Annotated in this window: 21 protein-coding genes, 2 tRNA genes and 1 pseudogene; 14 read left to right on the top strand and 10 right to left on the bottom strand. The window is 33.7% G+C overall.

What is annotated here, in order from left to right; genetic code table 11:
* Nucleotides 1-12 precede the first annotated feature (12 nt).
* From wTpre_RS07010 to wTpre_RS04775, 3 genes are all read right to left on the bottom strand, one after another.
* On the bottom strand, nucleotides 13-243 hold the full coding sequence (locus wTpre_RS07010; protein WP_245609406.1) for a hypothetical protein: 231 nt from the start codon (nucleotides 241-243) through the stop codon (nucleotides 13-15).
* Nucleotides 244-337: 94 nt separating this feature from the next.
* Entirely contained in the window at nucleotides 338-541 is a 204-nt protein-coding gene (locus wTpre_RS07005) for a hypothetical protein (RefSeq protein WP_245609405.1), read from the bottom strand.
* A 145-nt stretch (nucleotides 542-686) separates the two neighbouring features.
* Nucleotides 687-762 (bottom strand) — tRNA-His (locus tag wTpre_RS04775).
* Nucleotides 763-891: 129 nt separating this feature from the next.
* On the opposite strand from wTpre_RS04775, the gene murJ reads away from it, so the two are divergent.
* From murJ to wTpre_RS04760, 3 genes are all read left to right on the top strand, one after another.
* Nucleotides 892-2,388, top strand: a complete 1,497-nt coding sequence (gene murJ / locus wTpre_RS04770) for a murein biosynthesis integral membrane protein MurJ (RefSeq protein WP_068652353.1) — start codon at nucleotides 892-894, stop codon at nucleotides 2,386-2,388.
* A gap of 223 nt (nucleotides 2,389-2,611) precedes the next feature.
* Complete coding sequence (locus wTpre_RS07000) at nucleotides 2,612-2,761, top strand: hypothetical protein (protein ID WP_245609404.1); 150 nt, start codon at nucleotides 2,612-2,614, stop codon at nucleotides 2,759-2,761.
* Nucleotides 2,762-2,771: 10 nt separating this feature from the next.
* The gene (locus wTpre_RS04760) at nucleotides 2,772-5,270 is read left to right on the top strand and encodes an AsmA family protein (protein WP_068652351.1); all 2,499 of its coding nucleotides are present in this window, start codon (nucleotides 2,772-2,774) and stop codon (nucleotides 5,268-5,270) included.
* 69 nt (nucleotides 5,271-5,339) lie between these two features.
* Here the strand turns inward: wTpre_RS04760 and wTpre_RS04755 are convergent, their stop codons facing one another.
* Nucleotides 5,340-5,690 carry an ankyrin repeat domain-containing protein gene (locus wTpre_RS04755; RefSeq protein ID WP_068652349.1) on the bottom strand — a complete coding sequence of 117 codons (351 nt, stop codon included), beginning with the start codon at nucleotides 5,688-5,690 and terminating at the stop codon, nucleotides 5,340-5,342.
* A gap of 320 nt (nucleotides 5,691-6,010) precedes the next feature.
* On the opposite strand from wTpre_RS04755, the gene wTpre_RS05725 reads away from it, so the two are divergent.
* Complete coding sequence (locus wTpre_RS05725; RefSeq protein ID WP_157055021.1) at nucleotides 6,011-6,151, top strand: hypothetical protein; 141 nt, start codon at nucleotides 6,011-6,013, stop codon at nucleotides 6,149-6,151.
* On the opposite strand, the gene wTpre_RS04745 is transcribed toward wTpre_RS05725, so the two are convergent.
* Both wTpre_RS04745 and wTpre_RS04740 read right to left on the bottom strand, forming a co-directional pair.
* Nucleotides 6,144-6,509, bottom strand: a complete 366-nt coding sequence (locus tag wTpre_RS04745) for a hypothetical protein (RefSeq protein WP_068652345.1) — start codon at nucleotides 6,507-6,509, stop codon at nucleotides 6,144-6,146. The genes wTpre_RS05725 and wTpre_RS04745 overlap by 8 nt on opposite strands.
* A gap of 5 nt (nucleotides 6,510-6,514) precedes the next feature.
* The gene (locus tag wTpre_RS04740) at nucleotides 6,515-7,051 is read right to left on the bottom strand and encodes a hypothetical protein (protein WP_179945511.1); all 537 of its coding nucleotides are present in this window, start codon (nucleotides 7,049-7,051) and stop codon (nucleotides 6,515-6,517) included.
* Between the two features lie 530 nt (nucleotides 7,052-7,581).
* Between wTpre_RS04740 and lipB the strand changes: the two genes are divergently transcribed.
* The 3 genes and pseudogenes from lipB to wTpre_RS07540 all read left to right on the top strand — a co-directional run bounded on the left by lipB (nucleotide 7,582) and on the right by wTpre_RS07540 (nucleotide 10,359).
* Entirely contained in the window at nucleotides 7,582-8,199 is a 618-nt protein-coding gene (gene lipB / locus wTpre_RS04735) for a lipoyl(octanoyl) transferase LipB (protein ID WP_068652342.1), read from the top strand.
* Entirely contained in the window at nucleotides 8,199-9,167 is a 969-nt protein-coding gene (locus wTpre_RS04730; protein WP_068652340.1) for an LD-carboxypeptidase, read from the top strand. Before lipB ends, wTpre_RS04730 begins: the two co-directional genes overlap by 1 nt.
* 305 nt (nucleotides 9,168-9,472) lie before the next feature.
* A pseudogene (locus wTpre_RS07540) lies at nucleotides 9,473-10,359 on the top strand (IS5 family transposase).
* Here the strand turns inward: wTpre_RS07540 and wTpre_RS05715 are convergent.
* Genes wTpre_RS05715 through wTpre_RS07315 form a run of 3 tightly spaced genes read right to left on the bottom strand, consistent with a single transcriptional unit; the run spans nucleotide 10,354 to nucleotide 11,027 of the window.
* The gene (locus tag wTpre_RS05715; protein ID WP_157055019.1) at nucleotides 10,354-10,503 is read right to left on the bottom strand and encodes a hypothetical protein; all 150 of its coding nucleotides are present in this window, start codon (nucleotides 10,501-10,503) and stop codon (nucleotides 10,354-10,356) included. The pseudogene wTpre_RS07540 and the gene wTpre_RS05715 sit on opposite strands and share 6 nt — an antisense overlap.
* A gap of 28 nt (nucleotides 10,504-10,531) precedes the next feature.
* Nucleotides 10,532-10,714, bottom strand: coding sequence for a hypothetical protein (locus tag wTpre_RS07320; RefSeq protein WP_369665132.1), 183 nt, complete (start codon nucleotides 10,712-10,714; stop codon nucleotides 10,532-10,534).
* Between the two features lie 55 nt (nucleotides 10,715-10,769).
* Nucleotides 10,770-11,027 (bottom strand): ankyrin repeat domain-containing protein, encoded by a 258-nt coding sequence (locus wTpre_RS07315; protein WP_369665131.1) that lies wholly within the window; start codon nucleotides 11,025-11,027, stop codon nucleotides 10,770-10,772.
* A 372-nt stretch (nucleotides 11,028-11,399) separates the two neighbouring features.
* Between wTpre_RS07315 and dnaE the strand changes: the two genes are divergently transcribed.
* The 6 genes from dnaE to wTpre_RS04680 all read left to right on the top strand — a co-directional run bounded on the left by dnaE (nucleotide 11,400) and on the right by wTpre_RS04680 (nucleotide 17,987).
* Nucleotides 11,400-14,729 (top strand): DNA polymerase III subunit alpha, encoded by a 3,330-nt coding sequence (gene dnaE / locus wTpre_RS04710; RefSeq protein WP_068652338.1) that lies wholly within the window; start codon nucleotides 11,400-11,402, stop codon nucleotides 14,727-14,729.
* A gap of 48 nt (nucleotides 14,730-14,777) precedes the next feature.
* Complete coding sequence (gene rpsF, locus wTpre_RS04705) at nucleotides 14,778-15,551, top strand: 30S ribosomal protein S6 (RefSeq protein ID WP_068652665.1); 774 nt, start codon at nucleotides 14,778-14,780, stop codon at nucleotides 15,549-15,551.
* Nucleotides 15,551-15,829: a 30S ribosomal protein S18 gene (gene rpsR / locus wTpre_RS04700; RefSeq protein WP_068652336.1), complete on the top strand. Its 279-nt coding sequence runs from the start codon at nucleotides 15,551-15,553 to the stop codon at nucleotides 15,827-15,829. The genes rpsF and rpsR overlap by 1 nt, the downstream gene beginning before the upstream one ends.
* 3 nt (nucleotides 15,830-15,832) lie before the next feature.
* Nucleotides 15,833-16,387, top strand: a complete 555-nt coding sequence (rplI, locus tag wTpre_RS04695; protein ID WP_068652334.1) for a 50S ribosomal protein L9 — start codon at nucleotides 15,833-15,835, stop codon at nucleotides 16,385-16,387.
* A gap of 236 nt (nucleotides 16,388-16,623) precedes the next feature.
* Entirely contained in the window at nucleotides 16,624-17,916 is a 1,293-nt protein-coding gene (purB, locus tag wTpre_RS04685) for an adenylosuccinate lyase (RefSeq protein WP_068652332.1), read from the top strand.
* Nucleotides 17,916-17,987 (top strand) — tRNA-Met (locus wTpre_RS04680). Before purB ends, wTpre_RS04680 begins: the two co-directional genes overlap by 1 nt.
* Before the next feature lie 551 nt (nucleotides 17,988-18,538).
* Here the strand turns inward: wTpre_RS04680 and wTpre_RS04675 are convergent.
* Entirely contained in the window at nucleotides 18,539-19,804 is a 1,266-nt protein-coding gene (locus wTpre_RS04675; protein WP_068652330.1) for an iron-containing alcohol dehydrogenase, read from the bottom strand.
* A gap of 42 nt (nucleotides 19,805-19,846) precedes the next feature.
* On the opposite strand from wTpre_RS04675, the gene dapE reads away from it, so the two are divergent.
* Entirely contained in the window at nucleotides 19,847-20,989 is a 1,143-nt protein-coding gene (gene dapE / locus wTpre_RS04670; RefSeq protein ID WP_157055018.1) for a succinyl-diaminopimelate desuccinylase, read from the top strand.
* Nucleotides 20,990-21,403 lie beyond the last annotated feature (414 nt).

Below are 21,403 nucleotides of genomic sequence, written 5' to 3'. Positions count from 1 at the left end.
CACTAACTTAGCTCAAATCATCTTCTCTTTTACAGAAGAAACTTTTTCAACTGTAGGAGAGGTAATACACTCATCCACTTCTTCTTCCTGAAATATTCCAATATATTTAGAATCTGTAATCGAAGTTGCACTTGCTGCAAATGTAATTGCTGCTTCATCTACACAATGCACTAAAGATGTGGCTACATAAACCCCCATAATTGTTGCTATTAGCCCTGTGATTGCACTTACTAAGATAATCACTGGTTACTATTGGATTAGGAAGAACAGCAATCACACTTGCATTAAGCACTACCCCAATCATAGTACTTATAGGTATAGCCATACCCAAAAAATGCTATTTTCCATGATCTTCCTCAATAGGATCTCTTTTGCAAAACCTATATAGCAAACATCCTACGTGCAAAATCGCAATCAATACTAGAGCCACAGAAACAGCAATTGCACCTATAGCTAAAGGTGATGAAGTGTCAAAACTTAACCAACAAGCTAATACTCCTAGTGCTGACACTATACTGTAAGCTAACAAACAAATATACATATAATCCCTCTCACTAATTAATAGGTATCATTTTTACTCTAAATTGCAAACTTTCCCTCCGCCATCTAAATACTAGAGCAACAAGGAATGCTAACGGCCGTGCAAAATATCTAGTGTTTACATTTATGTAAAGTGGAATTTTGAGTGGGGCGAGCGACCAGGATTGAACTGGCGACATTCAGTACCACAAACTGACGCTCTACCAACTGAGCTACGCCCGCCAAGATATAAAATATCTAACATACGAACACAAATAGTCAATTGATTATTTAAGCTACCTCCTTTTAGAGGGTTTTAAATATTTTCATTCATGCTTTTATCATTATACTCAATCGTATTGATACCGTGATATGTTCAAAAGTATTTTCACATTTAGTTTTTTTACAGCTATTTCAAGAATCTCAGGGCTAATAAGAGATGTATTGATTGCTACGGTTATTGGTGCAACCTCTCTTGCAGATATATTCTTTTCCTCGTTTCGCTTTGCTAATTTATTTCGATCGTTTTTTGCAGAGGGGGCATTTACCACCTCATTCATACCATTATACTCTGCAGAGTCATATGATAATAAAAAGGCATTTAATTTCGCAAGTAGTGTAATATCCATTACGTTTATTATTCTAGTAATTTTTTGCCTTATCACACAAACCTTCTTCCCCTATATGATCAAAGTCTTCACTCCTGGATTTGACCAAAATAAACTTACCTTTGCTGTAACTTTGTCGAAAATTATGATGCCCTACATAATCTTCGTGTCAATCGTATCACTTATTGGTGGAATGTTGCAAGTAAAACATCATTTTGCTTCAACAGCTATTTCACCAATCATTTTGAACCTCTGTTTAATCATCAGTTTGTTTTTACCTTACATCGAAACACCAGCTCATAACCTTTCTATAGCCGTCCTGATTGGAGGGATTTTGCAGCTACTTTTAATAATATTTAGTGCATACAAATTAAAGGCTTTCTTTTCTTTTAGTTTAAAATTAAGTAACGAAGTAAAATTGTTTTTTAAACGTGTGATACCTGCAATTATCAACAATTGTGTAATACAAATAAGTGTATGGATTGACACAATCATGGCGAGTTTTATACCAAATGCAGTTTCTTATATATATTATGCCGATAGACTAAATCAACTACCACAAGGAGTAATTGGTACTGCAATTGGTACAGTACTTCTTCCTCTGATTTCAAAACGAATAAATGATACTGAGAATATAGTCAAAATACAGAACAAGGCCCTTAATATAGGGTTAATATTAATTATGCCAATAGTTGCTGCTTTTATCATTATTCCTGACATAATTTTACTTACGCTTTTTTCTTACGGCCGATTTGATTATTATGCAGTGCAGCAAACTGTTCCTACATTAGTAGCATTTTCTCTTTCTTTACCCGCATTTATTATAAATAAAGTATTGCTACCCACACTCTTTGCTAGGGGAAAGCTAAAAATACCGACTATGTTCTCATTAACGTGCCTTGGAATTAATATAATACTAAATCTCATATTAATGAACAAATACCAACATATAGGAATTGCTATTGCTACTTCCATTTCCACTTGGATAAATTCTATTTTATTGATTAATTATTTAACAATAAATAGGATGTACAAGATTAGCCAAACATTGTTACTAAATATTGTAAAAATACTCACTGCAACATTGGTTATGTCAATGGTTCTTTATCTCTCTAATTACTTATCAGCAGGGTTGTTTTTCGATAGAGGGCTAGCTCGCATTATTTATTTAGTAACTTTAATAGCTTTGAGTGTTATTATTTATTCTAGCACTCTTTACCTAATTTTTAGAGGAAATTTGAATAATTTGAAATATGTATAAATTACACCCTTTGTATTGCTATATGTCATTTCAGCTACTATTCCAATATCCACTCCTTTCATCCCAGCACCTATTACTGTCATCCCAGTGTCAAGCACTGGGATCCAGAAATTTTATTAATTATATAATCTGGAAAACCTTATTTAAGTCACAACGGATCACAGCGTCACACACACAACTGTATGAGTGTTGTGGTTTGAGAGTAATTTCCACTGGGAACCCAGTGCTCATCAGACCAGATTCTCATGTAAAAATGCTGTATTTTAACATAAGAATAGCTACTTTTTTGCTAATTAACTTAATGTCTAATCAAATTTCCTGGATCCCAGTGCTTGACACTGGGATGACAAGAAGAGAAGGGATGCTGGAATGAGAGGTCTATTATGAAACTTTCTTTATACGCCATATTATCAATCTCGTTGCTATTAGTTCTCATGCACGTTGCTGCAACTTTTAAGGATTGGAGTGGCTACGGAGAATATATCGTAAAAGAGTTAGAGAAGACGTATGATGCTAAAGTGCATGTTGGAGGAAAAATTGAAGTTTCGCTCATTACTCCAAAACTTACTATTCACGATGTATATGTACAATATAATAAAAACAAGGAACAAAAATTATCAGATTTAATTAGTGCAAAAAAAATTGAAATAAGGCCATCGCTATTATCGATGTTTTCATTTTTATTGCAACCAAAGTCAATCTCATTTTTGGGCATAAAAAGCAACAAAGAAAATTTACTTAATATTATAAATACGAAAGCCAATGATAATATAGTTGATATATTAATAAAGGACAGCCAAATAAGTTTTGGCGCCGATACTATTAACATCAAGGAATTTGCTATAAAAAAAAATAAGAAGTTTTTTGGTGAAGTACAGGTTGGTGACAACAATTACGATTTTTCTGGAAAGGTTAATGTCACAAAAAATAATGTACACATTAGTGTTGATTCAAGTTTTGCAAATTTGCTATTTGAAGGTAATAGAAATCAAGAAGAGCTCAAGGGCAATTTAGTATTGACGATTAATAATAATTCTGATTCTATGAGCGACCTGGCAAAAATCATTAATCTTAGCTTCCTTTCTTATGTGATTCCCAGCGAAAATATTGAGATATCATCCAATATCAATCTCAATGAAAGCGAGTTTACGGCAACTGATTTAAAAATTGAGTCCAAAAGCATTCAAGGCACTGGTATAATACAAAATGATAGAAAAAGTGATCATACTAATATCAATATTAGTTTTAGTAAAGTCAACCTAAAAAACGGCTCACACAAAACAACAGATATGAAGGGTCTTTTAGAATCTTTTAGAAAGGTTGTGCCAAAGAACCTGAGCTTGGATTTTAATATGGAAGCTTCAAATATTCAATATCAAAACAGGATGTTGGACAAATTTCATGCTACGCTAAAATTTGCTAATGGCGAAATAAACGTTGATACTCTTCTTCAATTTCCTGGAAAAAATAATATATCTCGCTTATCAGGAAGAGTTTCAAACAATGGCAACTTGTCTGAATTTAATGGTGATATATTGATAAAGGGTGAGTCGTTTATTTCACATATTTTACCTTCTATCAAGATGCAAGAAAGAGAGAAAAGTCAATTTACAGCAAGTTCTAAACTATATTTAGCACCTAGAATATTATCTCTTTCAGATATCAGATTGCTAAATAACAAAGAGTCTTGGCAAGGATCAATTAAGATAAATCACACAAAAAAACACAATATGATCGATAGTAAGTTTAGCATACATAACATTAATATGGATAAATATGATTATTTATTATTCAGCAAAGTGCAATGGCTGAAAAATCTTAAATATGATGTAAATATAAGAACTAGTGTTAAAGATTCTATATTCAATGGTACAAAAATTGAAGATTTGGATTTTTCATTAGAAATACAAGAGAACAAGCTATTTGCAGATAAAATAAAGTTATTCGGAGAAGATTTTGACATTACCGGTAGTGTAAAAATATTAGTGGATCAAAAATACACTAAGCCTTTATTAGACGTAAACCTTACAGGTAATAAATTTAATGGAAATATCTTTAAATTACCAAAACTATTAGAGGTAAAAAGAAACTCAAGAAATGAAATAAATCAAATTCAATGGTCAACAAAGCAGCTTAATTTTTTAGATGAGAAAGGAGATTTTGATGCAAACGTGCAAATCAAAACTACAGAATTTAAAATTGGGCAAAACGTCTTAAAAGATTTTAACTTGGATACAGTGATAAGAAACAACACTATCACTATCAAACAGATAAGTTACATACTAGAACATGGACAAATGTTTTTTCAGGGTTATCTAAAAGCAGGATCAATTCACACAAAATTTTCTATTGCAAATTTGGACACCAAGGAAGTTATAGGAGTTAATAACATAAATGGCAAGATAAGCTTAAGTGGTGAAATTAAAACTCAAGGAGCAAGCTTTGATGATTGGGCTAGTAACTTATCAGGAAATGTAAACTTTCAAGCACAGAAAATAGAGTTTACAAATGTGGATTTTAATTCATTCATCACTAAGTTGTTAAGTAGTAAGAATAAACCTGAAATTTCCAAGCTTGCTTACGTTGATATATATAATGGCAGTACGCTTTTTGAAAATATTAATGGAAAAGTAAGTATTAACAGTGGTGTATGTTCAACTAGTTCACAGTTTAGTACCGATCAAGCATCAGGTTCTATCTCTTCTAATTTAATCTTATCTAATTTCTCCTTAACTTCTATATTCAGACTCTTTTTCATACTACCAAATCATAATATTCCTCTTTATATCGAGGCACACTTAGATGGCCCTATTTGGTGCCCTAAGATGAGTTTTGATGTAGACCAAATTTACAACACCTTAGTTAGCAAGAAAAATAGTTAACTCATTTAGATGTAGGATTTAAGGGACCATCTGTCTTTAAGTTAGACCTTAGTAAAAGATGTTCTACTCTCACCAAGGATAAAACTGATTGATTGTTTGTACCTTCTCAATGTTTGCGTCGCTGCAGCCTGTACTTGAACTCTCTGTCTCTCCAAGCAATAAACGTGTTATCTTCCTATAGTCTTTGAGAAAAGATAAATGTAAAACAGTAACACAAGAATTACTTGATATATTAATATCTTCTCCTTTTTTAAGCAATAATTTCACTTGCTCTAAGCGATTTCTTTTAGCAGCGTAATGTAAAGGAGTTTCACCATTACGATCTACTACATTAATATTTGCTTTGCGTCTCGATGACAATTCTATATGAGGAAGAATAAATCGAGAATTACCTACTGAATTTTCTTCTTCTTGATACATAAAACACCTCTAGTGTTAGAAGAATGATTTCATCCCAGTGCTTGACACTGGGATCCAAGAATTTAATTGTAGTGTAGATAGCCTACTTAACTGGTGAGCATAGCTGTTTTATACCACAACGAACATCTTTGACTAGATTGTATGAAAAGCTAGATCCCAGTGTCATCTACTCGGATGACAAACATGGACTAGTTCAACCACACCATCGTTAAAGAAACCAGAAAAGCTTTTATCAAAGCTGAAGCTATCGTTGAAATCCCTCAACTTTTGGATCATTAATTTTGCTATTGCAGCTACTCATTGCATAAACATTAAGACAAATGTTTGTCACTATTCCAACAAGCATACACATTCCTGTAATCATTGCAGCTACAGTAAAAGCTATGCCTAAGGTTCCACTTGTAAATATAGCTGCTATTAACGTTGTAACAAATAGACAGAATGAGGGTTTGATTACGTAACTATAAATCTTTTTAATTCTATCGAAATTTTCCATAGTCCAGCAAGATCTTTCAATGAACCAGTAAGATTTCTTGCCATTTTAACCTGGGTTTCTAAGTTTTGCTTAAAGTAATCACTAAAACTAGTACTTGGAGAATCGTTATCAAGAATTGAAAGAGAAAAAGAAAAACCTACCTTCTTCATCTTCTGGCCTTTAAATTCTCCTTTCATGTACTTAAAATTCCTAACATTCAATATGGATCCATCAATATACCCAAGGTTAAATTGCATGTTAGGATTCAATACATGATTTAAAGTGCTTGCCTTCCTATCTATTGATAGCTTTTCTAGATCTATTTTTATGCCATAGCTTCTCAATATGGTCAGAAAGGCACAAAAAAGTTTTGTAAATAACTTTTGGTGCCACTAAAGATCAAATAAAATGATCTACCATGATCAATTTTCGCCCAGAGTTTTTCTTTTACTTTCTTACCCTTTGCATTTTCATACTCCTGTTCTATTACACCAAAATTTTCTGGGTTCACAATATCATCTTCTCCAAGTAATATTTGAGCAGCCAGTATTTTCTCAAAAACTTTTGCATCTTGGTGGTTTTTTCCTTTTTCTTTAAGATCCATTAATGTTGTAAATTTGTCCAAAAACTTTGATCTCAAATGAAGTTGTCCTTGATTTTTCTCTTGCTCAATGCGCTCTTTAAATTGACCATTACTATCAGCAAATCTTTCCTTTGGCAAATCGTTATTTGTTACCAATTCAATCATTGTAGCTCTGTCATATAAAAACAGCTTATATAAATCACCAGCAACATATTCCCTGATAAAATCAGCAATATTAAGGTCATCATAACATATATCGCTTTCTACTTGCTGCCATAATAAATCAAGACTATTATTCATCACAAAATTTGGCAAATAAGGATTTTACAATTTTGTAACTTTTCTTGATCCTTTGTAAAAGGATTCTTTGAATTGTGCTAACTTAGATTGTTCTTCCTCTTTTATAAGCGTGTGATTTAGAACAGAATTGATCATGAAAGCTACCTTATCACCTTCATTGTCGCTATACTCGTACTCTACTTGAAATCCTGAACTTCAGCCTACTTCTTTCTCTCATGCTTTCTTGAACTCGCTCATAGGCTGGAGTGCTCTATCATGGAAATGTTTTTCAAGAAGTTAAGTTTTTTGTTTAAACTATGTACTTATGTTTGGTATAATTGCCCCCTAGCTAAAAATATAAATGTTAAATATTTATTAATGATGTTAGCATATCTAGCAACATATGTCAAATTCTTCATCATTAGGCGATAGCTTCCCTTTTTTGTTACAAAGCCTTATATAGCTTTATATGGAACGCTTTAAAAGCTCACTAACAACCTAAACTTGCTTAAAAAGCAAGTAAGTATTATAAAACTAAATAAAAGAAGTTGAATATGATAGAATGGCTAATATCTAACCGACCTGTTGATTATAACCATTCTGTGAAATTCATGGAAGCAAAAATCCAACAAATTCACAATAATTTATCTGATGGGTTAGTATGGCTACTCCAGCACCCTCCACTTTATACTGCAGGAATCGGTGCAACAGATGATGACATTATTGAAAAATTATTTCCTATATATAAAACAGGTAGGGGTGGTAAATATACATATCACGGACCAGGGCAGCGCATTATATATTTAATGCTAAATCTTAAAAAAAGAAACAAATGTGACATAAAACTATATATCAGAGACCTAAGTAATTGGATCATTAATGTTTTAAAATACTTTAATATATTTGGGGAATTTAAGGAAGATAGAATAGGCATTTGGGTAAACAACAACGGAGTAGAAGAAAAAATAGCAGCTTTTGGCATTCGCTTGAGAAAATGGATAACTTATCATGGCATAGCACTTAATGTCTCTCCAAACCTTTCCCACTATGAGGGTATTATTCCTTGTGGACTAAAAGATTACGGCGTTACATCAATGGAAAAACTAGGAGTAAAAGTTTCTCTTTGCGAATTAGATGATATATTAAAGCAAGAGTTTCATAAGATATTTTAATGTACTCCTTTATTCTTTATTTTCTATGCCTTTTACTCACTAATCCTGCACACACAATCAATCAAGTTGATATTATTGCTCCTTCTTCGAAAGGAAAAGAATCAGATCTTCCTACTATAAGAGAATACGTAAAAACTTTGGGTTTTAATCCCCATATTTCAGAGAAAATATACAGTAATGACAATCCATTTTATTCTAACTCTGATGAGTTTAGAGCGAATGATTTGGTTAATGCGCTCACTGATGATAGCAAAATAATTTGGTGTATCAGAGGAGGAAAAGGGGCTTCTCGGCTAATTACTTACCTAGAAAAGCTGCCCAATGATAAAAAAGAAAGAATTGTTCAAAACAAAAAAATTCTTATAGGCTATAGTGATATCACTGCTTTACATATTTATCTACAAGTTAAATATGATTGGCAAACTCTCCACGGCACCATGTTAGAAATGATAGTAAATAACTCCGTTGCTGAAAGTTCTGTTGAGAAATTGAAAGAGTTAATTCATAAGCAATGCAACTCTATCAGATTTGACAACTTAAAGATGATAAATAATGGAGTTAGACTAGAAAATGGCAGACTAGAATCTAAAATCATCGGTGGTAATATGACTTTGGTTGAAAATAGCATAGGAACTGCTTGGCAAATAAACGCAAAAAACAAAATTCTATTTTTAGAAGACATAAGAGTTTATCCATATTTAATTGAACGCAGTTTAGATCACCTTAAACAAGCTCATATTTTTGATGGAGTAGATGCAGTAATATTCGGTGACTTTGTTAACTGTTATAATGATAATCTTGTCGAAATTGTAAAAGAAAGGTTTGCAAAAAGTGTCAACTTTCCAGTATTTACAATGAAAGGAGTAGGCCATGGACGTGTAAATGACCCTTTACCTTTCAACACTCACGCTACCATTAGCGTTCAAGACGAGAAGGAGTTTATGGATGTGCAACAGTTATACAAGTAGCTTTATCTAGCACTCCTTTCATTCCAGCACCTTCGTTGTCATCCGAGTAGCCTCTTTGGTGTCATTCCAGTGTTGACACTGGAATCCAACTAAGTTGGTAAACACGAAAGCGCTTTTTTTTGACGGAATTGCACAAAAAAACTGGATACCAGTGGGCTTTGTTGCATAGGTCAAATAAAAAGAACTTGCAGTTACTGACAAAATTCAATACAAGACAAGGATTTAACCTACTAAAGAAAAATATCCCACAAAAAATGAGAGTCAGTAACTGACATGAATATAACAAGTTTCTCCAAGAGAGGGGAATATTTTTTTATTACGTCAATGATGCCATAGAAAATTGGTACGAAAAAGGTTCAAAAATTGCTGGTGGCAACTATATTTATAGCGATAAGGTCGTGGTTCTGGTTCACATAATAACTTATTTATTTAGAATGGGTCTGAGACAAACAGCGGGATTTATAGCAGGGTACCTTGAATAAGTAAGGAAAAACTTGCAAGTTATTAGCTATTCCCAGGCCTCAAGAAGGCTTGAAAAACTTAACATCAAAATTAATGATCAAAGATATGATAAAAATAATACAGAAGATATTGAGATTGCCATAGATAGTACTGATCTACAATAATATTCTTGGTCATAGCAAGGCAAATGGTACAGATAGAAAGTATCGCCGCTATGAGCAAACAAGAAAACTGCATGTAATGCTAGAGATAGGTAGCAAAAAAGTTATAGCAGCAAAATACAGTAGCGGAGTTTATTTTGACCACTATGGAGCATGTGATCTTGTTGCAAGGATTAATGTTAAATATAATATAAGCACACTATACGTAGACAGGGCATATAATCGAAAGAAGTTATAAAAACTGTGCGATGAGCTTGACATAAAGACAAGGATTTCTCCGCAAAATAATGCAATAGAGCATCCAAAGTTGGATTATATGGATGAGAGAAATTCTACAATCAAGCTCATAAAGTCATATGATGAAGATGGTATAAAGAGGTGGACAAAAGAGATAAATTGTGGGAAGAGATCTTATATAGAAAGTTTTTTTCTCTCGAATAAAGCAAACATTTGGGTTTAGTTTTAGAAATAAATCTGAGGTTAATCGTGAGAGAGAACTGCTTCTCAAGTGTTATTTGCTTAACAAATTTACTGATATAGGCATGGCTAAATTTGAGATAGCTTCATGAATTTATTCCACCTTGCCTATTATCCGAAGAGTGATGCAACAAAGCCATCCCAGTGTTAGCTACTTGCATGACATCTTCAACTCTGTACAGATGTGCGCAACGCGTTCCACTATGAAGAAATGCTAGTAACTCCCTGTTGTTCATTTGTTAAGTTGACAATTGGTTTTTCTGCTCAATCAACTTTAGTACTAGGCTTTAACAATTCATATGTACCACAACCAACTACCAGTGCTGCTACTGTAACTGCAACCACTGCTATAACTATAGATATAAACTGAGCTGAAATTGTTCCAGTTGTAAAAAGTGCCACTGCTATAGCAGTGCCTAATAATACAGTTACTCCACCGGCAATCATTGTTTATTACGTGCTTTCACAAAAGATCCTCCTCTTGCCTCTAATAGAGCTTTTACTACGTTTTGACTCTTAGCATAACCTTCAGAACACTTTTTAATATATTTGTTAGCATGATCCAAAATACTGCGTTAACATTTGCTCCTGCTTGGATTGAAGACTCTATTGTCTTTTCGTGACCATTATAAGCAGCGAAATGCAAAGGAGTCATATCATACCAACCTTTCTCATTAACATTTGCTCCTTTTTCTAGTAAAGTCTTTACTATATTTGCGTAACCATACTCAGCAGCTATCATCAATAACGTAAATTTCATCTATGAGGGGGAAGAAGTAAACACATAATTTACATTGGATTTATTTTCCTCCCACTCTTTATATAGACCTTGATCCTGTTCCTTTAGTTCTGTTTTTATTTTCTCAATTATATTATCTTTCTTATCGTTAGTTGTTTCCAGTACTTTTCTCAGTGACTTATGTTTTTTATCATAGTTCTACCTTTAATATTAAATAATATATTTAATTATTATATAATTATGATGAAAAGTCAACTCAAATAAGCTAATAACCGGGATTGTGAATAGTAAATTAGATTAAAATAGCCTCTTTGTGTTATTTCAGTATTAGACCTTTTCATATCCTTACAAGCAAATTAATGTTATCCTTTTATTGCTAATCTAAAGTTTTTTATGTTCATACACTTGCGTGTTCATAGCGTTTATTCTCTGCTTGAGAGTTCGGTTAAAATTGAGGAGCTGATTGGTCTTTGTTTGCAGAACAAAATGCCGGCAGTTGCAGTTACTGAATCAGGTAACTTATTTGGCTCACTTGAATTTGCAGAATGTGCAGCTAATAGGGGAATACAGCTAATAATAGGATGTAATATTATCGTTCGACACTTAGAACAAAATTTGTCAATACTGCTACTTGCAAAAAATGAACAAGGGTACACTAATTTAGTCACTTTGGTGAGTGAGTCTTTTAAAAAGCGCAAAAATAGTAGCGATATTCCTTACGTTGATTTTGATGAGCTATTAAATTTAAGTTCAGGCCTAATTGCTTTAACTGGTGGATATGAAGGCATATTAGCTCAACTGTTATTGAAGCAAGATAAGGAAATAATAAAAAGACTGCTCTCAGCATTCGATGGTCATTTATATGTTGAATTGCAGCGTCATGGGCTGAATAAAGAGCTAGAGCTTGAAGAAGATTTAATAGATTTTGCTTATCAGCGCAACATACCACTAATTGCAACGAATGATGTGTTTTTTTCAAATAGATCTGATTATGAAGCTTATGATATATTAACGTGCATATCGGAGGGCAGTTATGCCCTGGAGAATAACAAAAAGAAGTTAACTACCGAGCATTACTTCAAATCTGTGGAAGAAATGGAGGAACTGTTCAGCGACATTCCCGAAGCAATTTATAACACTTTAGTGATAGCTAAGCGGTGCTCTTACATGCCAAGAAGAAGGCAGCCTATCTTGCCTAAATTTCCTTGTCGAGAAAATAAAACTGAGAATGAAGAACTGAGGGAGCAGGCAGTTTTAGGGTTGAAGATGCGTATTGCAAATGAAACGGACATAGACCTTAAACAATACTACGATCGGCTGAATTACGAACTAAGCGTAATAACTTCGATGAACTACGCTGGCTACTTTTTGATAGTTTCTGATTTTATTCGTTGGAGCAAAGAAAATGGCATTCCAGTTGGACCGGGAAGAGGTTCTGGTGCTGGGTCAATTGTTGCTTGGAGCTTACAAATTACAGATCTTGATCCAATAAAATTTGGTCTGATCTTTGAAAGATTTTTAAATCCCGATCGTGTATCGATGCCTGACTTTGATATCGATTTCTGCCAAGAGAAAAGGGACCTAGTTATTGATTATGTTCAGAAAAAGTACGGTTATGTTGCTCAAATAATCACTTTTGGAAAATTACAAGCAAGGGCAGTATTACGTGATGTTGGTAGAGTATTGCAAATGCCTTACTCTCAAGTGGATAAAATATCTAAAATGGTTCCATTTAATCCAGTAAATCCTGTAACTTTATCGCAAGCGATAGAGCTTGATCAAAACCTACAGAAAGAACGAGATAGTGATGAGGTAATTGCAAAGCTTCTTGATATATCACTAAAGCTCGAAGGAATATATCGTCACGTTTCAACTCATGCTGCTGGAATTGTAATATGCGATCAAAAATTAGAAAATTTTGTTCCCGTCTATTATGATCCAAATTCGGCTCTGCCAATCACTCAATACAGCATGAAATATGTAGAGAAAGCTGGGTTAATAAAATTTGATTTTCTTGGACTTGGTACGCTAACACTAATAGATCATATATGTCGTTTAATTAATCGTGATGAAAAAAAAATTGATATTTCCTCGGTTTCTTTGATCAATCAAAGAACCTATGAAATGCTCTCAAGAGGTGATTCAATCGGAGTGTTTCAGCTTGAAAGTTCGGGAATGAGAGAAGCTTTAATCAAACTAAAGCCAGACTGCATTGAAGATATCATCGCTTTAATTTCTCTTTATCGCCCAGGACCTATGGATAACATTCCAACTTATGTTGCAAGAAAGCATGGACTTGAAAAACCAGATTACATTCATCCATTGCTTGAGGAGGTGTTAAAAGAAACATTCGGAGTAATAATCTACCAAGAACAGGTAATGGAAATAGCGCGTATTCTCTCTGGATATAGCTTGGCAGAGGCGGATTTACTCAGACGTGCCATGGGTAAGAAAATTAAGGAAGAGATGGATAAACAACGTGAACTTTTTGTTCAAGGAGCAACAAAAAACGGTGTTGATTATGACAGGGCAAGTTATATTTTTGATCTTGTTGCAAAATTTGCTGGTTATGGATTTAATAAATCCCACGCTGCAGCATATGCGATTATATCTTACCAAACAGCTTACCTTAAGGCTAACTACCCGCTAGAATTTTTTACGGCCTTGATGAATCTCAACATTGATGATAGAGACAAACTGAATTTGTTTTATCATGCTGCAAAATTCAGTGGAGTTGCTGTTCTTTCACCTGATATCAGCAAATCTAAGGCTGAATTTTCAATAGAGGGTGAGCACATACGCTACGGAATTGCTGCTTTGCGTAATGTTGGTTTTGCTATAGCAGAAGGAATAGTAAATGCACGCTCAAGTTCTTATAAGGACATATGGGAATTCATTCAAAATTTGGGGCATATAATAAATAAAAGGGCATTAGAAGGTTTAATTAAATCTGGAACATTCGATAGTGTGCACAAAAATAGAAAGCAGTTATACGAGTCAATAGACACATTGATTTACTTTGCAAATAAAAATAGGCAGTCAAATCAAGCTGCTTTATTTGGTAATCTTGATGTTCTGAAGCCAAAACTTGAGAACGTGGAAGATTTTAATGAAGAGGAAAAATTAGAGCATGAGTTATTTTCATTGGGATTTTACTTAACTAATCATCCACTTGAAAAGTTTAGAACTCTCTTGAAAAAATTAAATATTGGGTTTATCGGAGAGAGTAAAACGATAAAAACTGCTGGTGTAATATTAAATGTGCGTATGAGAACCTCAGAACGTGGAAGATTTGTTATCCTAACACTTTCTGATCCCCACAATGTTTCTGAAATAGCATTCTATAATAATGAAATAATAGAAGAAAAAAGGAATCTATTTTCACCTGGAGCATTTGTGATAATTGATCTTGAAATTTCAGAAAACACAACGAGACTATCAGGAAAGGACATATCTGAATTTACAGAAAAGGTTACTTCTCTAATGAAAGGATTAGTTTTAACTGCTGTATGTGAAGAATCGCAAAAAGTTGGTGAGGAGTTGAATGCATTGTTGAAAAATGGAGGCAAAACCAAAATAATGCTAAAGTTTCTTCTCAAAAAACATAAAGTCAGCATCTTGTTGCCAGGTGCATATTCAATCACCCCCCAAGCTATTTATGAAATATCTCACTTAAGTTGGATTGAAGGCATAGAAATTAATACAAATAACTTGCTTATATAAAAAAGTTTTATATAATAAACTGTTTAATTGATATTAAAGGAAGATATAGTGAATCTCTATGAATTTACTTTTATAGCACAACCGAACTTACTGCAGCAAGAAGTAGAAGAAATGGTCCAAGAATTGGCTATTTTGTTGAAAAATATTAAAGAAGATGTCATTTCTCAGGAGGTTAAAGTTCTCATAGAAAGAGAACATAGCACAGTTACAAAACAAGAGCTAGAGGCAAGTACTGAAAGTATTAAAAAAAGTCTGATTGTTTACTCTGATTTTTTGGAAACTCTGACAAAAATTTTATGGGTTGAATTGGAAGAAGATTTTTCAAATTTAAAAGAAATAAAGTCAAGAATCGATAAAGAATTGAAAAATGAACTAAGTGATACGGGAATAGAACAAAATTTTATGGACCTTTTAGGAGCTAACACTAAAAGTGCATTTATCCATAATGTATTAAATACTTTTAAGGAAAATATTTCACAACATCTAATAAAGCCCCTTCAAGAGGTTTTAAAAAATTGTAAAATAGTAGACTCGAATCAATTGAGTAAAATGCTGGAAGTGCTTTTGAAAAATATTGAAGCTTCAGGATTGATAAAATATGAATATTGGGGTCTATTAGATTTTGCATACCCAATAAATAAGGTGAAAAGCGGTCATTACTGTATGATGTGTATAAGTTTTACTTCAAGTATTATGGATGAATTTGAGCGTAGAGTGAAACTCAATGAAAATATTATTCGCCACTTGTCTGTGCGGGTTAATGAGTTTTTTAAAGGTAAATCTTACATGATGGATAAACAAATTGAGGAGAAAAGTGCATAATGATGAAAAGACTAAATAGTTTTAATAATTCTTACGTGTCTGTAAATAACAGAACCGGCTTTAGGCGTTCTAAGGTCTGTCCTCTTGCTGCATCTAAAGATGAGGACATAGACTATAAGAATATAGATTTATTGTCCAAATTCACCTCTGACTATGGTAGAATATTACCTAGAAGGTTAACAGGTGTATGCGCAAGAAAACAAAGAAAGTTGCGCTTAGCAATTATAAGAGCACGCTTTTTAGCTCTTGCTCCTTACTGTACTAAAAAAGTTAGGTAATTTATGTTAATAATTTTAAAGGAAAATATAACAACTTTAGGTAAGCTTGGTGAAGTTATCAAAGTTAAGCCAGGTTACGCACGTAATTTTCTTTTTCCACAAAAAAAGGCGATGAAAGCCACTAAGGAAAATTTAATAAAGTTAGAGAAACAGCGTTTCTTATTGGAAGAAGAAAATACCAAAAAATTAAATGTAGCAAAACTGCTTGCATCTTCACTGCATGATAAATTTGTTATATTAATAAAGCAGGCTTCAGAGGATAGAAAGATTTTTGGCTCTGTAACCACACGTGAAATTGCGAAGATTTTATTGCAAGAAGGATACGATATAAGTCATCATAATTTATCTTTTGGTGGAATAAGTATCAAAAATTTGGGCGAGTATCAAGTGAATATAGAGTTGCATAGTAAAGTGATAGTGCCAATTACTATATACGTTGTCAGATCTGAGAAAGATGCACATGAATTAAGGCAAGCAAAGTTGCAAAATCAAAAATCTGAGCAACAAGGAGCAGAGCAAGATGCAAGTAAAGAAGCTACTGATGGTGATAATAGCTGATCAAAGATGATCCCTTGTTGTAGTCGTAAAGAAATGTCTTCCATTGCTAAGCTAATATTGTCCAAGTGCTCTCCTCATATCATCCCAGTGCGTGACACTGGGGCCCAGTTTATTTCATCATGGACGTTATTTTATGCTTCTAGAGTCGTTTGTCCATTGAGTAATTTGCAAATACTTTTATATCTCGATTCCAGTGTCATTCACTGGAATGAAACCATTATTGGAATAAATTAAAGATGATTCCCCGCTATAGCCGCAAAGAAATCTCTTCTATTTGGGAAGAAAAAAATAAGTTCAACATATGGCTCAAAATAGAAAAATTAGCATGTGAAGCTCAAGCAAAATTAAAAGTTATTCCAAATGATGTTGCTGAAAAGCTCTCTGGTGCTATTGAATTTGATATTGAGCGTATTAACGAAATTGAATCCATTGTAAAACATGATGTTGTAGCTTTTTTGACATATATTGCTGAAAAAGCGGGAGTTGATGTTCGTTATCTCCATTACGGAATGACAAGTTCTGATGTTTTAGATACATGCCTTGCAGTGCAGTTGAAAGAGTCATGTGATATTTTACTCAAGAATTTAAAAAGTTTACTCATAATATTAAAAAAAAAAGCTGAGGACTATAAAGATATTGTTTGTGTTGGACGCAGTCATGGAATACATGCAGAACCAATAACTCTTGGATTAAAATTTGCTAGATTTTATGCTGAATTTAAACGCAATTATCAGAGATTAATTAGCGCACAAAAAGAGATCTCAATTTGTAAAATATCAGGTGCAGTAGGTAATTTTGCAAATATTAATCCATTTGTTGAAGAGTATGTAGCGAAAGAAATGGGACTCATACCTGAAACCATATCGTCTCAAGTCATCCCTCGTGATAGACATGCCGTGTTCTTTTCAATTTTGGGAGTAATTGCAAGCTCAATAGAAAATATTGCAATTGAGATTCGTCATTTGCAAAGAACTGAAGTCGGTGAAATCTCTGAATATTTTTCCATTGGGCAGAAGGGAAGTTCTGCTATGCCGCATAAGTGTAATCCTATTTTAAGTGAGAATTTGACTGGGCTCTCACGCTTAGTACGCAGCTATGTTTTTCCTGCACTAGAAAATGTTGCATTATGGCACGAACGAGATATATCGCACTCGTCTGTAGAAAGGTGCATTGCCCCTGATGCTTGTATAACATTGGACTTTGCTTTAGTGCGATTAAAAGATTTGATAGGTAAATTGGCGATCAATAAGAAAAACATTGAAAAGAACTTAAACTCTTCAAATGGTTTAATTTTCTCACAACTTGTACTGCTTGAGTTGGTAAGTAGTGGTTTAACCAGGGAAGAGGCATATAAAATTGTTCAGAATAATTCAATGAAAGTAAAGCAAGATAACAGTGATTTTCTGTTCGAATTGAAACAAGATAAATCCTTGCATGGAATTATTGACCCTGAAAAACTTGATTCTTTGTTTGATTTGAAGTATTATATGAAACATATAGATTACATATATAGTAAGGTTTTTAATTAGGCTGAGTAGCTCAGTGGTAGAGCAGGAGGATCATAATCTCTTGGTCGGGGGTTCAAATCCCTCCTCAGCCACTCAAGATGTCTTTTGGCGATAGCAGCGCATTTTACAAAATAACATGATTCATTATCAATTAACTGAAGTTTTTTTTCAGTTGTTCATATAGAATATGGAATAATGTATGTGAAGTGATAAAGATACAACATTTGTTGTGTCTATTCAGGGGAATGGCTAATGGTATCCGTTCAAGAAAGTGGTAAGCTAGATGAGAAAAGACAACTAAATGAATTTTATCCGAATAGCTGACACTGGCATCTATATAACGACAATCTAATGCACTCATTTAAAGTGAAGCTGTTCTGGATCCCAGTGTCTAGGCACTGGGATGACAAGAAAAGAGTTGACTTGAATGACACCGAATAGGTACTGGGACAGAGGCTACTTGAATAATATTTCACCATGTCATTCCAGCACCTGATGCTGGAATCCAGAAATTTTTTTGAGCACAAAAGTCATGCTAAGTTTTTGTTGTTAAGAAAGGCTGGATAGCTACTTGCATGACGCCATTTATTACTTTGTTTTTGTCTATCTTATTTTGCTACCCTACTGAACGAATACACAAAATCTAACTTTTTTCTATACAACCAGCCAGGTCAAGAAAGGTGAATCTATCTCTTGTTGCAAATGTAAGATTGACTACCTTGCAGTATTGTTCTTTGTTCCAATTAAGATGCTCCGGTAAGTACGGAATTGATAGATCTTCAAATACTTTCTGTAGGTGTTTTGCAGATAGCAAATTTTGCTTAATTAAACTAGAAATATTACTCCATTCTTTGCAAATAATCTCTTGAATTTTTTGCCGCATCATTTGCTTCTGCTTTAGAATTTTTATAAATTCGGTATTACCAAAGCACTGAGTTATATGTTTTACATCTAAAGTGATCGGTTTGGTAATCGGGTTTTGTATTGACAATATCTCCTCTTGCAAGTTAGCCATGGTAATCGTTGTCACAGCAATTTTTTCCCCATGTAACGAGGAGGAATAATCCTGTGTTACCATCTCAATTGCATGAGCTATCATATGTTCTCCTTGACTTGCAGAGTAACTGCCTTTTGACATCACCATTCCGAGTCCTGAAATCAATAAGGCTTCCATAAGTAATGGAACTACTCTTTTATCTTTTTTAGCAAGTGCCAAGTGTTCTCTGAGCAAAATTTCCTCTAGATTGCGAACAAGTTTAAAGGGTAGTTCATTATATTCTGTGCCAAGCAATAGATGAGATAATAGCCAATCGGCTTGTACTGTTGAACGGCAGATGAAATCTGCAAATCCACTTAATGTGAGGCGTGGTGGTGCGTTGGCAATTATATCGGTATCAATGTATATTGCCTTTGGAAGATGTGCTCCGAACGATTTTTTATATCCATCAACTAATATTGAAGCGTTTGCAGAGCTATATCCATTCATGGAAGCAGCTGTTGGAAGGGATATGTAGTCTTTGCCTTCTAAATAGCTTGCGTACTTACAGATATCATTAACAGCGCCACTGCCAAATGCAACCATTAAGTCACTATCTTTTGTTTTATTTCTAACTAGGTTTACAGCTTGGAGAGAAGCAGCTCTGTTCAGTCTATTTGGTGTCATCCAAGTAGCGTGACACTGTGATCTATCATAGTCACTCGCTGGAATGACAGGTGTAGCTGGAATAATTAAATGAGAAACTTTATTAAGTATGTTTTTGTTTAAAAGTTTTGCTGTATTTTCATCTGCAATCAGAAAAATGTCATTTCCGTATTGTCTACATATTTCATAGATATTATCAGCAAGTGCTTTTACTTCCCTAATAAGAACTTGTTCTGTGTGCTGTAATATTTGTTTTAAATATCGCATAGAATGTTTACAATACGGTAATGTTAGTGCTTCAAGATTGATATGAAAATTGACCCTGTAGAACTAACTAAGAAATTAATTTCTTTTAGAAGTATAACACCAAAAGACGATGGGGCAATAGAGCATATAGCAGCCATTCTCAAGAAAAGTGGTTTTGAGTGTGAGATTTTAGAGTTTGGTGATAAAGTTAAAAATCTTTATGCGAAATATATAAATGGATTACAAAACTTGTGTTTTGCTGGACATGTTGATGTTGTACCACCAGGTGAGTTAAAAAATTGGATATCTGATCCATTTAAGCCAGAAGTTAGAGATGGAATGCTATATGGAAGAGGAGCAGCTGATATGAAAGGCGGAGTAGCTGCATTTATTGCTGCTATCGTAGATTCAGTTGCAGGTAAGTTTCGATTCAGCGGTTCAATCAGTGCATTGATTACCAGCGCTGAAGAAAGCACGGAAGAACATGGCACAAAGGCCGTTTTGGAATGGATGAAAAGCAAGCAAAAAAAGATAGATTTTTGTGTAATTGGCGAACCAACTAGTAGTGAGAAATTGGGTGATACCATAAAGATAGGTAGAAGAGGTTCTGCAACATTTAAATTGATTTGCCATGGTAAACAAGGTCATGTTGCCTACCCAGATCTAGCAGATAATCCAATATATAAAATGGTATCGATACTAAGTAAGATAAAAGATACCACTTTTGATACTGGTAATAAATACTTTCAGCCTTCACATTGCGAAATTACTACTATCGACGTTGGAAATAATACTAATAATCTAATACCTAGTTCAATAGTAGCAGGTTTTAATGTTCGATATAACAATACACAAACACCAGACGTTTTATATAAGATGATTGATGCAATATGCACCAATGTGACTAACGATTATAAACTGTCTATGCAGAGCAGCAGAAACGTTTTTCTCTCTATTCCTGATAGAAATACTGATATTATGCTTGATGCGATAAATAAAATTACCGGCATTGATGCTGTGTTGAGTACAAATGGTGGCACATCTGATGCTGCGTTTATTAAGGATATTTGTCCAGTAATTGAATTTGGTATGATCAACAAAACCGCACATCAGGTAAATGAATGCGTATCAATAGACGATATACATAAATTAACAGCTATATATAACGAGTTTATAAAAAATTATTTTACCCCACTAATAAAATAGTAAACCAGATCAATGTAATTAGTAATACTCCTGATGGTCCATTATTAGCTTGAGGTGCAGTTGCATAGAGAAGAAAACTTACTAGACACGTTTTACCAGCCCCTTGTTATAATATTAAGGGTATTTTTGACTCAAAACTTGTCTTTGATCTGTGTGAGCTCAATAACAAAAATTCAGTAGAAAGCTTATTGGCGCAAACTATCTGTTCAGCAGAGTGACAAAATAAGATAAACAAAAAGGGTACAAGAACAAATAGTTTCATGCAACACTGGCTTTTGTACACAAAACGTTGTAAAGTGCTTTTGTCAACCTTGATCCCAGCTCGTATAACAAGAGAAGAAGCACTGGCTTCACATAGATCTGAATAGATATAATTTCTTAAACATTTATAGCTCACATAAAACCCGGTCTTAC

Source organism: Wolbachia endosymbiont of Trichogramma pretiosum (assembly GCF_001439985.1).
In the GTDB taxonomy this organism is placed as follows: Bacteria; Pseudomonadota; Alphaproteobacteria; order Rickettsiales; family Anaplasmataceae; genus Wolbachia.
This window is presented reverse-complemented; position numbering and strand designations above follow the sequence as displayed.

Bases quoted from the DNA above. Each gene is read 5' to 3' on its own strand.
- dnaE (WP_068652338.1), top strand. From the start codon at position 11,400: ATGTTCATACACTTGCGTGTTCATAGCGTTTATTCTCTGCTTGAGAGT.
- wTpre_RS05715 (WP_157055019.1), bottom strand. From the start codon at position 10,503: ATGAACAACAGGGAGTTACTAGCATTTCTTCATAGTGGAACGCGTTGC.
- rplI (WP_068652334.1), top strand. From the start codon at position 15,833: ATGTTAATAATTTTAAAGGAAAATATAACAACTTTAGGTAAGCTTGGT.
- wTpre_RS04675 (WP_068652330.1), bottom strand. From the start codon at position 19,804: ATGCGATATTTAAAACAAATATTACAGCACACAGAACAAGTTCTTATT.
- dapE (WP_157055018.1), top strand. From the start codon at position 19,847: ATGAAAATTGACCCTGTAGAACTAACTAAGAAATTAATTTCTTTTAGA.
- wTpre_RS04730 (WP_068652340.1), top strand. From the start codon at position 8,199: ATGTACTCCTTTATTCTTTATTTTCTATGCCTTTTACTCACTAATCCT.
- wTpre_RS05725 (WP_157055021.1), top strand. From the start codon at position 6,011: ATGTTTGTCACTATTCCAACAAGCATACACATTCCTGTAATCATTGCA.
- wTpre_RS07315 (WP_369665131.1), bottom strand. From the start codon at position 11,027: ATGAAATTTACGTTATTGATGATAGCTGCTGAGTATGGTTACGCAAAT.
- wTpre_RS07005 (WP_245609405.1), bottom strand. From the start codon at position 541: ATGTATATTTGTTTGTTAGCTTACAGTATAGTGTCAGCACTAGGAGTA.
- wTpre_RS04760 (WP_068652351.1), top strand. From the start codon at position 2,772: ATGAAACTTTCTTTATACGCCATATTATCAATCTCGTTGCTATTAGTT.
- wTpre_RS07320 (WP_369665132.1), bottom strand. From the start codon at position 10,714: ATGATTGCCGGTGGAGTAACTGTATTATTAGGCACTGCTATAGCAGTG.
- rpsR (WP_068652336.1), top strand. From the start codon at position 15,551: ATGATGAAAAGACTAAATAGTTTTAATAATTCTTACGTGTCTGTAAAT.
- purB (WP_068652332.1), top strand. From the start codon at position 16,624: ATGATTCCCCGCTATAGCCGCAAAGAAATCTCTTCTATTTGGGAAGAA.
- murJ (WP_068652353.1), top strand. From the start codon at position 892: ATGTTCAAAAGTATTTTCACATTTAGTTTTTTTACAGCTATTTCAAGA.
- wTpre_RS04755 (WP_068652349.1), bottom strand. From the start codon at position 5,690: ATGTATCAAGAAGAAGAAAATTCAGTAGGTAATTCTCGATTTATTCTT.
- lipB (WP_068652342.1), top strand. From the start codon at position 7,582: ATGATAGAATGGCTAATATCTAACCGACCTGTTGATTATAACCATTCT.